This is a genomic window from Mangrovimonas sp. CR14 (assembly GCF_011764015.1).
GTDB lineage: Bacteria > Bacteroidota > Bacteroidia > Flavobacteriales > Flavobacteriaceae > Mangrovimonas > Mangrovimonas futianensis.
Genome location: NZ_JAAFZY010000006.1, coordinates 39,223 through 52,360, shown reverse-complemented (window position 1 = coordinate 52,360; position 13,138 = coordinate 39,223). Strand labels below are relative to the sequence as shown.

The 13,138-nt window shown below is 37.2% G+C and carries 11 protein-coding genes and 1 riboswitch; of the genes, 2 read left to right on the top strand and 9 right to left on the bottom strand.

Going from position 1 to position 13,138, the window contains the following annotated elements; translation table 11 throughout:
- Positions 1-3 precede the first annotated feature (3 nt).
- The gene (locus tag GZ212_RS12715; RefSeq protein ID WP_166960916.1) at positions 4-1,149 is read right to left on the bottom strand and encodes a pyridoxal phosphate-dependent aminotransferase; all 1,146 of its coding nucleotides are present in this window, start codon (positions 1,147-1,149) and stop codon (positions 4-6) included.
- Positions 1,146-1,991, bottom strand: coding sequence for a prephenate dehydratase (locus tag GZ212_RS12710; RefSeq protein WP_166960911.1), 846 nt, complete (start codon positions 1,989-1,991; stop codon positions 1,146-1,148). The genes GZ212_RS12715 and GZ212_RS12710 overlap by 4 nt, the downstream gene beginning before the upstream one ends.
- A gap of 300 nt (positions 1,992-2,291) precedes the next feature.
- Between GZ212_RS12710 and gldA the strand changes: the two genes are divergently transcribed.
- Both gldA and GZ212_RS12700 read left to right on the top strand, forming a co-directional pair.
- A complete protein-coding gene (gene gldA, locus GZ212_RS12705) occupies positions 2,292-3,194 on the top strand; it encodes a gliding motility-associated ABC transporter ATP-binding subunit GldA (RefSeq protein ID WP_166960908.1) in 903 nt (300 codons plus the stop codon).
- Positions 3,191-4,033 (top strand): hypothetical protein, encoded by an 843-nt coding sequence (locus GZ212_RS12700; protein ID WP_166960905.1) that lies wholly within the window; start codon positions 3,191-3,193, stop codon positions 4,031-4,033. The genes gldA and GZ212_RS12700 overlap by 4 nt, the downstream gene beginning before the upstream one ends.
- A gap of 447 nt (positions 4,034-4,480) precedes the next feature.
- Here GZ212_RS12700 and GZ212_RS12695 read toward each other — a convergent pair whose 3' ends face one another.
- From GZ212_RS12695 to epsC, 7 genes are all read right to left on the bottom strand, one after another.
- A complete protein-coding gene (locus tag GZ212_RS12695) occupies positions 4,481-5,227 on the bottom strand; it encodes a head GIN domain-containing protein (RefSeq protein ID WP_166960902.1) in 747 nt (248 codons plus the stop codon).
- Position 5,228: 1 nt separating this feature from the next.
- Positions 5,229-6,320, bottom strand: coding sequence for an acyloxyacyl hydrolase (locus tag GZ212_RS12690; protein ID WP_166960899.1), 1,092 nt, complete (start codon positions 6,318-6,320; stop codon positions 5,229-5,231).
- Positions 6,321-6,353: 33 nt separating this feature from the next.
- Complete coding sequence (metF, locus tag GZ212_RS12685) at positions 6,354-7,307, bottom strand: methylenetetrahydrofolate reductase [NAD(P)H] (protein WP_053970313.1); 954 nt, start codon at positions 7,305-7,307, stop codon at positions 6,354-6,356.
- 188 nt (positions 7,308-7,495) lie between these two features.
- Positions 7,496-10,162, bottom strand: a complete 2,667-nt coding sequence (gene metH, locus GZ212_RS12680) for a methionine synthase (protein ID WP_370520488.1) — start codon at positions 10,160-10,162, stop codon at positions 7,496-7,498.
- 29 nt (positions 10,163-10,191) lie between these two features.
- Complete coding sequence (locus GZ212_RS12675) at positions 10,192-11,193, bottom strand: homocysteine S-methyltransferase family protein (RefSeq protein ID WP_166960894.1); 1,002 nt, start codon at positions 11,191-11,193, stop codon at positions 10,192-10,194.
- Between the two features lie 47 nt (positions 11,194-11,240).
- Positions 11,241-11,349: riboswitch (SAM riboswitch) on the bottom strand.
- Between the two features lie 55 nt (positions 11,350-11,404).
- Complete coding sequence (cysM, locus tag GZ212_RS12670; RefSeq protein WP_206080443.1) at positions 11,405-12,295, bottom strand: cysteine synthase CysM; 891 nt, start codon at positions 12,293-12,295, stop codon at positions 11,405-11,407.
- On the bottom strand, positions 12,285-13,022 hold the full coding sequence (gene epsC / locus GZ212_RS12665) for a serine O-acetyltransferase EpsC (RefSeq protein WP_166960892.1): 738 nt from the start codon (positions 13,020-13,022) through the stop codon (positions 12,285-12,287). The genes cysM and epsC overlap by 11 nt, the downstream gene beginning before the upstream one ends.
- Between the last annotated feature and the right edge of the window lie 116 nt (positions 13,023-13,138).

Here is a 13,138-nt window from a genome sequence, read left to right as displayed (position 1 = left end):
TTTTTATTTTACTCTAGCTATTGCTTCTTCTATGACATCTGTAGGTGAGCATAGTGAAAACCTGACGTAACCTTCACCATTACTTCCAAATATGGTTCCCGGAGGAATGAAAATATGATTTTCCTTTAACAATAGATCTATAAATGCTTCTGATTTGACTCCTTCTGGCAATCTAGCCCAAACGAACATACCTACAGCCTTTCTATCAAAGGTACAGTTAAGCGCTTCTGCCAATTTCCACATCAATTCCCGGCGTTCCTTATAAACATCATTTAAGCTAACATACCACATCTTTGAACACTTCAATGCTTCTATAGCTCCTTTCTGAATGCCATAAAACATACCAGAATCCATATTGCTTTTTACTTTTAAAACATGGGACAATCTTTCTGAATTCCCCATAAGCATACCCACACGCCAGCCAGCCATATTGAAGGTTTTACTGATGGAATTCATTTCCAAACACACCTCTTTGGCACCCGGAATCTCTAGAATACTTCTAGGATTCTCATTCAAAATAAAACTATACGGATTATCATTTACCAACAAGATATTGTGTCTTTTTGCAAAGGCTACCAATCTGATCAAAACAGCTTCTGAAGCTACTGCTCCAGTTGGCATATTTGGATAGTTAATCCACATAATCTTCACCTTGCTCAAATCCCGTTCTTCCAATTTTTCAATATCTGGAACCCATCCGTTTTCTTCTGTTAAGTCATAAAAAACAGGAACAGCTTCAACCAATTTAGTAACCGAAGCATAAGTAGGGTAACCTGGATTTGGAATTAATACCTCATCGCCTTCATTTAAAAAGGCCATGGATATATGCATGATTCCTTCCTTACTCCCCATAAGCGGCAATACTTCGGTAGTTGGACTCAAATACACATTGAATTGATCCCTATAAAAAGACACCATGGCTTCCCTTAATTCTGGCAATCCTTGATAACTCTGATATTTATGGGCATTGGAATGGGACAAACTCTCAACCAAAGTAGAAATCACCTTGGTTGGCGGAGCTAAATCGGGACTCCCTATCCCCAAATTAATAATGGGCTTACCACTTGCCATTAACACATTAACCTCCCTTAATTTTTTAGAGAAGTAGTATTCCTCTACCGTTTGAAGTCTCTTAGCTACTTCAATCATATCTTTGCGTTTTTATATTCTCCCAAAACTTTAAACTCTTCTGCCATGATTTCAATGAGTGCTTTTGCCTTTTTGAAATCGGTTATTTTATCAAAGGTCACATCAACAAAAAAGGCATATTTCCATGGTGTATTGATCTTTGGCAAGGATTGAATTTTGGTTAAATTCAACCTACAATCACTCATCACGTTTAATACTGCAGCTAGACTGCCTCTTTTATGCTCCAATTCAAATCTTATGGAAGCTTTATTGATGTCTGCTTCTGGCACCAAGGAATTTTGTTTTTTAACCACCACAAAACGCGTTTCATTATGCTTGATGGTTTGAATGCTTTCTGCCAAAATTTCCAAATCAAACAATTCAGCAGCTAATTTGCTGGCAATCGCAGCTACATGTTTCAACTCCTTTTCACGAATTCTTTGAGCTACTTCAGCGGTATCTTTATCTTCAATCAACTTAATATGTGGATATTGCTTAAAGAATTCCTTACACTGAAGAAGCGCCATAGGATGGGAATACACCTCATGAATATCCTGCATTTGCTGCCCTGGAAGTGCCATTAACTGATGTTGCACATCTAAATAATATTCCCCCACAATATGAAGGTTATGATTATCCAACAAGGCATAATTAGGAATAATCGAACCGGCGATGGAGTTTTCAATAGCCATAATCACAGCATCTGTTTTACCATCCATAAGGCTTTGAACTACCCCATCAAAAGTAAGACACTCCTCAACATGCACCTCCCTACCAAAATAGTCTTCTGCAACAATATGATGAAAGGAACCTTTCACTCCTTGAATGGCTACCGATCTAATGGTCTCTACCGTATTTATCATTTCCTTAATTACTTAAACCTTTAATTGACATCAAAAAAAAAGTCTCGATTAAAATCGAGACTTTTTATAGAATTTATCTTTTTGCAAATTACACATACAAAGTCTCGTTCCTTTCGCTAAAAAAGAAATAAAACCAGTTAAAATATGTATTTGCGCTTATTGTGTTCATAATCTGTTTGCTAAAGTAAATAATAAATTCAAAAAACAAAATCTTTTTAGAAGTAATTAGCATTTCCTTATAAATAAGGTATGTAGAGATAGGTAATTATATTATTTTTGAAAGTAAAATCGACTTTTACTATGTCTATTGAAGTTTCAAATATCACAAAATTATATGGTGAACAAAAGGCCCTAAATGCAATTTCATTTAAGGTCTCCAAACCTGAAATCGTTGGCTTTTTAGGTCCTAATGGCGCAGGTAAATCAACTATGATGAAGATTCTCACCACCTATTTGGAACCTTCTGAAGGATATGCCAAAGTTAATGGCTTCGATTTAGGCAGTGAGAAACAAAAAGTCCAACAAAGCGTTGGTTATCTACCTGAGCATAACCCATTGTACTTGGAACAATATGTCAAGGAATATTTAGCCTTTAATGCGGGTGTTTATGGGGTTAAAAAATCTCGAGTGGAAGAAGTTATCGAACTTACGGGATTAACGCCAGAGGCCCACAAAAAAATCGGACAACTATCTAAGGGATATAGACAACGTGTGGGATTGGCAAATGCGTTACTACACAATCCTGATGTTTTAATTTTGGATGAACCTACCACGGGATTGGACCCCAATCAATTGGTAGATATCAGACATTTGATTAAAACCATCGGCGAAACTAAAACGGTATTTCTTTCTACACATATCATGCAAGAAGTGGAGGCGATGTGCGACCGAGTTATTATAATCAACAAGGGAGAAATTGTTGCTGATAAAACCTTAAAAGAATTAAGAGGCGGACAGGAACAAGTGGTCATCGTAGAATTTGACTATCGAGTAGAGGATGCTTTTCTTTTAAAACTCCCCAAGGTAAAACAAGTAATCAACACCCATGATTTTGTTTATGAGATTACTTTTTCTACTTCTGAAGACATGCGTTCCCATGTGTTTGATTTTGCCCATGACAACCAACTTAAAATCCTACAATTAAACCAGAAAAATGAAAGTCTGGAGAGTTTGTTTAGGGAGTTGACAAAAAATAGACCATGAATTTTTTATTTCGTTTATTATTATTGGCAACCTCCTTATCGAGTTTAAATCTTGCCCATTCTCAAATCGCAATTGACGCTTACAGTAAGGAAATTAAAGCCTTACAAACAGAAGAAGCTATCGATGCCTATTGGAAGCATTTAGAGAATCTAGATCAAAAAGTCCAATTGCATTCCGATAATATTAGGCAACACGATTCGATTTCTTTGAGTCTTTTAATCCGTACAGCTTTAATGTTTGAAATTCACAGTCCCAAATCATACAAACCGAACAATACGGTTCCAATGTTAAATATCGCCCACAATTGGAACGGGGAAGCGCTATTAGCCTTTTGGCCTATTATTCTGGAATGTAAAAAAACTGGAGGCGTTATAGACGTATTTGGCGGCACCTATCCCGCCTATGAACTTGAAGCTATTTCAATGGCATTTTACAGGTTCTCTTTATTTAATCAAGAGGATAAGTATGATGCTTTAATGAAGCACATAAAAGTTAGCGAAGACAAACCTATAAGCAAAAAGCTTTTTGAAATTTATAACAAAGACCTCGAATTGTATCGGTTGAGTGAAAAGGAAGCAAATGGAAAATGGTTTATTCAGAGTTTCAAGGACACCAAAGAAGTTGAGACTTTTGAATTTGTTACAATGTCAAACGGGTTATTATATGTTAAAACAGGTGAAAGAATTCAAAAGTTAATTCTCACAGATACCAAGGAAAAATCTAAACTATTTAGAATCGAAAATGAACCTTTCGGATGGGTTTATGAATTAACAAATGATGGTCATTTAAGTTTGAAAGACGAGCCAGGAACTACTTTGATAAATTACACGAAAGTCTAATTAAATAGAAAAATGAAAGCTTGGAAAGTTTGTTTAGATACCACACAAAGTAATTGCCATAAATTTTATGAATGATATTTTTCAAGCCGTTTATAAATCATTGAAATTTCTTTCAAAGGTTTCTGGGTTTACATATCATGAAGTCAATATCATTATCTATTATATATTAACACCCTTTATTTTAGTTTACTTTTTAGGCAAAGTTCTTTCCAATAAGAAATTGGTTTATATATACCTTTTGATAATCTTTTTAATTCTATTAATCATTCCGGACTTTGAAGCGTTCTCAACCAAACTTTTTAATTATTCTGTAGACTTTTTGAACTGGTTTAAAATTTTAGGGTTGAATTATGTTCAGGCATCAGTCGTTATTTGTGTCCTTTTGCCTTTTATGCTTCTGATCTTTTTAATGTTAAAGAACAAAAGAAATCCAAAAACAAACTCTCATTAATTAAAAATCAAAGCTCCAGTATAAAACTGCTCCACATCCACAACCGTAGGTTGGCTCACTGAAATCAAATCTCCAGGTCCGCGGAGTTCTCCCGTTAACTGTTGTTGTGGATTCACAACCATATCATTACTTCCCCGATGATAGACATCCACATTTTGTGCAATCAAGTTAGCCCCTTCAAACCTCCCTGCTCCTGAAAAGAAGCGAACCGACAAATTCTCAACCGAGCCAGTCACATAAACAAAAGACATGTTGTTAGTAGTAACCCGTAACTGTTGCATGTTCGCAACTTGCAATCTAAAGTCTCCTGTAGTAAAAGTCCCGGGAGCATTGAAATCTTCAGAAATCAAGGTTAATTGATCATACTCCAAAACACCTTCTGAAGAAATGTCATATTGTGTGGAACTTCTAATTTCAGATACATTTGGCGCTTGAACATAGACTTTGGTCAAGGCGTAATCCCTAACAAAATTACATGTATTGTTATCTGTAATTTGCAATTGCTCTCCAATAACCTCAGCCGTAATATCATTCATGAGATTCTCACCACTTTCTATAGTAACTAAAAACTCCGGACCTTGTTTTAAAATAAGTTCGACATCTCTATTTACCAAAATAGTTTCAAAAGCCGTAACAGGAACTTCCTTTTGAATGGTATTACCCGCCTTTTGAAAACAATCGTTCGCGTCTTCACTATTGCAAGCAAAGACCAATATTAGCATGATGTAAAATATTCTTTTCATATTACAACCTAACACCAATTCCAAATTCTACTGCCTCAGCTTTAGCACCGTGAGACTTTAAAGTCAATGCGCCAAACACTTTCTTTCCAAAATAGCGCTTTAAACCAACCCTAAAGTAAGTTCGTCCTTCAAAATCGTAAGGATAATAAACATAATAGCCCACTTGGGTCAAGATAGAGGTCTTATTGATAAATAGTTCGTGACCAGCAAATAAACCAACACGTTTCCAATCTTCATCCCCTGAAACACCTTCCTCTGGAAATGCCACAGATTGATAATAAATAAGCTCTTCTAAAAACTTTGCAAAAAACAAATCAGCTCCCAATTGGATAGCACTTTTATGACTCAACCGTTTATCGGCATAACCTGAAACAACAAAAAACGGAAACTGACCACTATCAATAACATCACTTTCATTAATCCCGCCTCTTAAAACCACATTAAATTTGATGGGTTCCGTAAATTTTTCTTTGGTTAAACTCTGCTGATATTCTGGATCTTCTTCCTCCAAATTATAGGTGACTCCCAAATTAATTGCAATGGTATTAACACTTGTATTGGGAGCTCTTACATTGGCATTTGAATAGTGCAACAAACTCAACCCAGCTTGAATACCAAATCGATCAAATAACCGCTCTTTTCTGTAATTAAGCATCAAGTAAGTACTGCTTAAGATATGTGTTCCAAAAGCAATATTTTTTGGATTTTCATACTTGTCATAAGGATTGGTATTATAAGCCAAACCTTGACCGACCCGCAACATCAAATGCCTTTTTATAAAATAAAAATTGTAGTGGGCATATACCGAATAACTGGTGCCCAATACATCATTCTTTAAATTTTGATAGGCAAATGACAGCCCATAATCGGGATAATTATAACGTTGCTCCCAATCTTGAAAGCCAAAGGTTCTTTTGTTCCAACTGAAAATAAAACCTTCGGGATGCCCTTGAATGAGGCCTAGAATATCATTGTTGTGAAGTGCGATATTCCCCTTAAAGTAATTCAATTCAAAGTTATTGGTGTACTGTTGCTCCTGAGCATAAAAAGCCATAGAAACCAAACACAAAATCACCGTGAAAAAATATTTCATAAAGAGGATTATGCGGCAAAAATAGCAGAATAATTAAAACAATTCTGATGCAATAGCTTTAATGTTGTCACTTTTTCCCATGGAATAATAATGCAGCACGGGCACACCAGCTTCCAACAATTCTTTGGATTGATTGATGCACCATTCAATACCAACCTGCCTAACGTCTTTATTGTCCTTACAATTTTCTACAGCATCTATAAGTTCTTGAGGCAAATCAATTTTAAAAACTTGCGGTAGCACCTGCAAATGACGCTTTACGGCAATAGGTTTAATTCCTGGGATAATAGGCACATCAATTCCTGCAAGTTTGGCCGCCTCCACAAATTCAAAGTATTTTTTATTATCAAAAAACATTTGTGTAACCACATAATCAGCTCCGGCTTCCACCTTTTGTTTTAGCCGCTTTAAATCTGATTGTAACGAGGGAGCTTCAATATGTTTTTCTGGATAACCTGCCACTCCGATACAAAAATCTGCCTTATCACTCGCTTCAATAACATCATGAAGGTAATGCCCTTTATTTAGATTTTGGATTTGTTCTACCAAATCAGTAGCATATGTATGGCCTCCCTTAGTGGGTTCGAAGTATTTTTGGTGACTCATAGCATCACCTCGAAGTGCCATAACATTTTCAATTCCCAGATAGTGACAATCTACCAGCAAATATTCGGTTTCTTCTTTAGTGAAACCGCCACACAACACATGCGGTACGGTATCCACATCATATTTATGTTGAAGCGAAGCACAAATACCTACCGTTCCTGGACGCATTCTCGTTATTTTGCGGTCTAGTAACCCATCTTTTTCTATATAGACATATTGTTCCCGGGATGTAGTGACATCAATAAAAGGAGGCTTGAACTCCATTAATGGGTCAATGTTGTTATATAATTCCTGAATGTTGCTACCCTTGGTAGGCGGAATGATTTCGAAAGAAAATAAGGTTTTGCCTTTAGCTTGTTTAATATGTTCGGTTACCTTCATAATGCGTCATAGCCAAACCCAATCTAAGTCGTTAGGTAAGCCATCAACAAGGAAACTGCAGTCATTAAAACTAACTGAACAGCAAAGCGTATTTCTAATCTGAATTTACTCATGATTTTTCCTTTTTTTGACTATACGAACTTAGCTTATAATTTGGATTTCTATTTTAATTTAATTCTATTTAATGGTTAAGTTTCTGCCAAGTTTGGATTAAGCCATTTCCTGGCTTCATCCTCATTTATCTGTCTTCTTTTGGCATAATCCTTTAACTGATCTGTTGTAATTTTCCCCAAACCAAAATACTTGGCTTCTGGATTTCCAAAATAATATCCACTTACACTGGCTGCAGGCCACATGGCTAAGCTTTCAGTAAGTTTTACACCTATGTTTTCTTCAACACGTAACAGATTCCAAATGGTATGTTTCTCCAAATGGTCTGGACATGCTGGATAACCAGGTGCTGGACGAATCCCTTTATAGGCTTCGGAAATCAATTCTTCGTTGGATAAGGTTTCTTCAGAAGCATAACCCCAAAATTTAGTTCTTACCTCTTGATGTAAATATTCGGCAAAGGCTTCTGCAAGTCTATCTGCCAAAGCTTTGATCATAATAGCATTGTAATCATCGTGATTTTTCTCAAAATCTTTGGCCAATTCCTCAGTCCCAAATCCTGCGGTTACACAAAAGGCACCCATATAATCTGATTTTCCCTCCGCTTTTGGAGCTACAAAATCTGCCAAAGCAAAATTAGGAACCCCTTCCCGTTTCTTAAGTTGTTGACGTAAAGTCAAGAATGTTTCCAATACATTTCCTTGCTCATCATACAACTCAATGTCATCATCATTGATGCTATTTGCAGAAAACAATCCAAAGATTGCTTTAGCTTGCAATAACTTTTCATCAAACACTTTTTGAAGTAAAATTTTGGCATCAGAAAAAAGCTCAGAGGCTTGCTTACCAACCACACCATCGGTTAAAATATCAGGATACTTTCCATGCAAATCCCAACTTCTAAAAAATGGGCTCCAATCAATGTAATCCTCCAACAAAGTGATATCAAACGACTCTAAAACTTGTACTCCAATTTGATTAGGTTTTACAAGTTCTGAGAAACTCCAATCTATTTGAAATTTATTTTCTCTAGCTGCCTCAATTGATATGTATTCCTTTTGTTTTCCTCGCTTTAAAAATTGCTCACGGAATTTCTCATACTCTTCCCTAATTTGATCTTTATAAACACGGCTATCCTTTTGCAAAAGATTCCCAACCACGGTTACCGCTCGGGAAGCATCATTGACATGTACCACTGTACTCGAGTAATTCGGCGCAATCTTCACTGCGGAATGTGCTCTAGAGGTGGTGGCTCCTCCTATCATCAAAGGAATATTGAAATTTTGCTTTTCCATTTCCTGAGACACATAAACCATCTCGTCTAAGGACGGAGTAATCAACCCACTTAAACCGATGACATCTACATTCTCCTTTTTAGCAGTTTCAATAATTTTTTCTGGGGGCACCATAACCCCTAAATCCACTATTTCATAATTGTTACATCCCAAAACCACACTAACGATGTTCTTCCCAATATCATGGACATCCCCTTTTACAGTGGCCATAAGTATTTTTCCATTTGATCTTTGGGCATCACTTTTTTCAGCCTCAATAAAAGGTTGTAGATAAGCAACCGCCTTTTTCATCACTCTTGCCGACTTAACAACCTGTGGCAAGAACATTTTCCCACTACCGAACAAATCACCAACCACATTCATCCCTGCCATCAAATGACCTTCAATGACTTCAATTGGACGTTCCACTGCTTGTCGCGCTTCTTCCACATCTTCCACAATAAAGGCATCTATTCCTTTTACCAATGCATGGGTTATTCGATCTTGCAACGGGTCATTTCTCCACTCTTGGGTTTTAACCTCACCCTCCTTTTTTTGATCCTTTACTGTCTCGGCAAAATCCAATAAACGCTCTGTCGCATCATCCCGTCTATCAAACAGTACATCCTCAACATGCTCTAAAAGGTCCTTTGGAATTTCATCATAAACCTCCAACATGGTTGGGTTAACAATACCCAAATTCATCCCATGTTGAATGGCATGGTATAAAAAAGCGGCATTGATAGCTTCACGAACAACATTATTCCCTCTAAAGGAAAAAGACACATTACTAACTCCTCCGGAAACACTTGCATATGGAAGGTTTTCTCTAATCCATTTGGTGGCATTGAAAAAATCCAAAGCATTCAATCGGTGCTCATCCATTCCTGTTGCAACCGGAAAAATATTGGGATCGAAGATGATATCCTCTGGCGGAAAATTCACTTGATTCACCAATATGTCATAAGACCTTTTGCAAATATCAATTCGGCGTTGATAGGTATCTGCCTGACCTTCTTCATCAAATGCCATTACAATAACAGCAGCGCCATAGCGCTTGATCAACTTAGCATGATGGATAAAGGTTTGCTCACCTTCTTTAAGACTAATGGAATTTACTACCGATTTTCCTTGAACCACTTGTAATCCTGCCTCGATAATTTCCCATTTGGAACTATCAATCATCACTGGCACTCTTGCAATATCTGGTTCTGAAGCGATTAGATTTAGGAAGGTCACCATAGCCTGTTTGCCATCCAACATACCTTCATCCATGTTTACATCAATAATCTGTGCACCGCCTTCCACTTGATCTCTAGCAACATCCAAAGCTTCGGTATAATTTTCTTCTTTAATCAACCGAAGAAATTTTCGGGAGCCAGTAACATTGGTTCGCTCTCCTACATTAATAAAATTACTTTCAGGGGTCACAATGAGTGGCTCCAACCCCGAAAGTTTTAAATATTTCATTTTATTTTCAGACATAATATTCCCTTTCATTAAACAGCTGCCCCAATACTTCTAGGTTCATATTTAGCAGCAACCTCAACAATAGCCTTTATATGTTCTGGTGTTGTTCCGCAACAACCACCAATTATGTTTATTAAACCATCCTTTAAATAGGATTCTATCAAAACTTGCATCTCTTTGGCTGACTGGTCATATTCCCCAAATGCATTTGGTAATCCCGCGTTAGGATGTGCTGAAACCATAAAATCTGTGGCATGAGACAATCTTTGAAGATACGGCTTTAATTGATCGGCTCCCAAAGCACAATTGAATCCGACACTTAATAAAGGCACATGGGAAATGGAGGTTAAAAATGCTTCAACCGTTTGCCCTGAGAGGGTTCTTCCTGAAGCATCTGTAATAGTACCTGATACCATCACTGGAATATCAATCTGGCGTTCTTCCTTTACTTCTTCTATAGCAAAAAGTGCAGCCTTTGCGTTTAGGGTATCAAAAATAGTTTCTACTAAAAGTATATCGACACCTCCATCAATTAAAGCCTCCACCTGTTCCTTATAAGCTATACGAAGTTCTTCAAAAGTGATAGCTCTAAATTCTGGTCTATTTACATCAGGAGATAAACTAGCCGTCCTATTTGTTGGCCCAATACTTCCAGCAACAAAACGAGGCTTGTCTGGATTTTCAGCAGTAAACTTATCGGCCACTTCCTTTGAAATCCTAGCTGATTCATAATTCAGATCATAAACCAAATCTTCCATATGATAATCGGCCATCCCCACAGTTGTACTTGAAAACGTATTGGTTTCAACAATATCAGCTCCCGCTTCAAAATACTTAGCGTGTACTTCGGCAATTGCTTTGGGTTGGGTCAAAGACAGTAAATCGTTATTTCCTTTTAAAGGAAATGGAAACTCTTTAAATCGTTCTCCACGGAAATCTTCTTCAGTAAATTTATAGCGTTGCAGCATGGTTCCCATGGCACCATCTAAAACCAAAATTCGATTTTGTAACGCTTGTTTGAGTTTTGACATTTTAATATATATTTAAATGTCATCAGGAAAGGAGTGGAATTTACTCGGGGTTATCTGTCTCTAAAAAAAATCAGAGTAGAATTTAGCACCTTCTTTAAGAATAAAGGGTTGCTAAGGCTTCAACGGGTCTAGTCCCTCTGCCTTTCGTGATAACATCATTACATTTTAGAACTGCGGCAAAATAACGTAATAAAAATGGGATAACCAATTTTTATTCAAACAAATCAGAAGACAAATACCTATCTCCAATATCACAAATAATAGCCACAATTACCCCTGAATCAATACGTTCTGCTACTTTTAAGGCAGAGGCAACCGCCCCTCCACTACTCATACCAGCAAATACGCCTTCTTCCTTAGCTAACTTTTTAGCTGTTTCCTTTGCCTCTTGCTCACTGACCTCTATGACTTGATCGACCTTTTCCCTTTTAAATATTTTGGGCAAATAAGCCTCTGGCCATTTTCTAATCCCTGGAATTTTTGCTCCGTCCTTGGGTTGTGCTCCTACAATTTGTATGAGCGGATTTTGTTCCTTTAAATAGGTTGACACCCCCATGATCGTCCCAGTCGTTCCCATCGCAGAAACAAAATGGGTGACTTCACCATGAGTGTCTTTCCAAATTTCTGGACCTGTGGTTTTGTAATGTGCTTTCCAGTTATCGTCATTAGCAAATTGATTTAACATGAAATAGCCCTTTTCTTCATGAAGTTTCTCCGCCAAGTCACGAGACCCTTCGATTCCCTCATCTGCAGGAGTTAAAATAAGTTCCGCTCCATAAGCTCTCATTGTTTTAATCCGTTCTTCGGTAGAGTTTTCTGGCATAATTAAAACCATATTCACGCTTAACAACTTAGCAATAAATGCCAATGCAATTCCCGTATTTCCACTGGTGGCCTCTATAAGCGTATCACCAGGTTTAATGTCTCCTCTTTTTAATGCTTCAGAAATCATGTTGAAAGCAGCGCGGTCCTTGACACTACCGCCTGGATTCTTCCCTTCTAATTTCAAAAACAATCGGACACCTTCCTTCTGGAGTATGTTTTGAACCTCCACCATGGGTGTATTTCCAATTAAATCGGTAATTGATTGACTATTTATCATGACTTTTTGTACTAATTTTTATTTCAGATTGATAAGTCACCAAGGAATTTGGAGGTACTGATTGTGTAATCCATACATTCGCTCCAATGGTGCTATTGGCTCCAATAACGATATCACCACCCAAGATAGTGGCATTGGCATAAATGGTTACATTGTCTTCAATAGTAGGATGCCTTTTTATTTGCGCTAAATCCTTTTTAACCGATAAACCTCCTAATGTAACACCTTGGTAAATTTTCACTTGGCTTTTAATAATGGCCGTTTCGCCAATAACGATACCCGTTCCGTGGTCAATAAAAAAGGATTCTCCAATGGTAGCTCCCGGATGGATGTCAATACCCGTTTTCCCGTGGATGTACTCACTCATCATTCTAGCAACAATGGGCAAACCCAAATGTAAGATTTCATGACTCACCCTATGAACAGCAATGGCATGAAATCCCGGATAGGCCAAATATATTTCTTGAAGCCCTACACAAGCAGGATCATTTTTTTCAGTTGCCAAAGCATCCAAGTGAATGGCACATTTGATTTGCGGCAATTTTCCTAAAAATTGCTCCCAGACTGATTCTAGATTTTCATGTTGGAATTCAGAAGCAATAACAAAAAATTGTTCTTTCAGGTTTCCTAGCTCCCTTTGAAATGACTCCTCCTCATCAAATAAAGCGTAAAATAACTCCCTAGTAAAGGTTTTTACATTTTCCTTGATTCTTAAATTTATTTGCATGGATGGCTTTTATCGGTTGAATGTATAAATTTACTATACACGATTCATAAATCTTCTTAATACTTCCATAAAAAAAAGCTCCCTTTTGAACTAAATCAACAGGGAGCCAAACCAAC

Coding starts and splice junctions, on each gene's coding strand:
- GZ212_RS12715 (WP_166960916.1), bottom strand. CDS start 1,149: ATGATTGAAGTAGCTAAGAGACTTCAAACGGTAGAGGAATACTACTTC.
- GZ212_RS12710 (WP_166960911.1), bottom strand. CDS start 1,991: ATGATAAATACGGTAGAGACCATTAGATCGGTAGCCATTCAAGGAGTG.
- gldA (WP_166960908.1), top strand. CDS start 2,292: ATGTCTATTGAAGTTTCAAATATCACAAAATTATATGGTGAACAAAAG.
- GZ212_RS12700 (WP_166960905.1), top strand. CDS start 3,191: ATGAATTTTTTATTTCGTTTATTATTATTGGCAACCTCCTTATCGAGT.
- GZ212_RS12695 (WP_166960902.1), bottom strand. CDS start 5,227: ATGAAAAGAATATTTTACATCATGCTAATATTGGTCTTTGCTTGCAAT.
- GZ212_RS12690 (WP_166960899.1), bottom strand. CDS start 6,320: ATGAAATATTTTTTCACGGTGATTTTGTGTTTGGTTTCTATGGCTTTT.
- metF (WP_053970313.1), bottom strand. CDS start 7,307: ATGAAGGTAACCGAACATATTAAACAAGCTAAAGGCAAAACCTTATTT.
- metH (WP_370520488.1), bottom strand. CDS start 10,162: ATGAAATATTTAAAACTTTCGGGGTTGGAGCCACTCATTGTGACCCCT.
- GZ212_RS12675 (WP_166960894.1), bottom strand. CDS start 11,193: ATGTCAAAACTCAAACAAGCGTTACAAAATCGAATTTTGGTTTTAGAT.
- cysM (WP_206080443.1), bottom strand. CDS start 12,295: ATGATAAATAGTCAATCAATTACCGATTTAATTGGAAATACACCCATG.
- epsC (WP_166960892.1), bottom strand. CDS start 13,022: ATGCAAATAAATTTAAGAATCAAGGAAAATGTAAAAACCTTTACTAGG.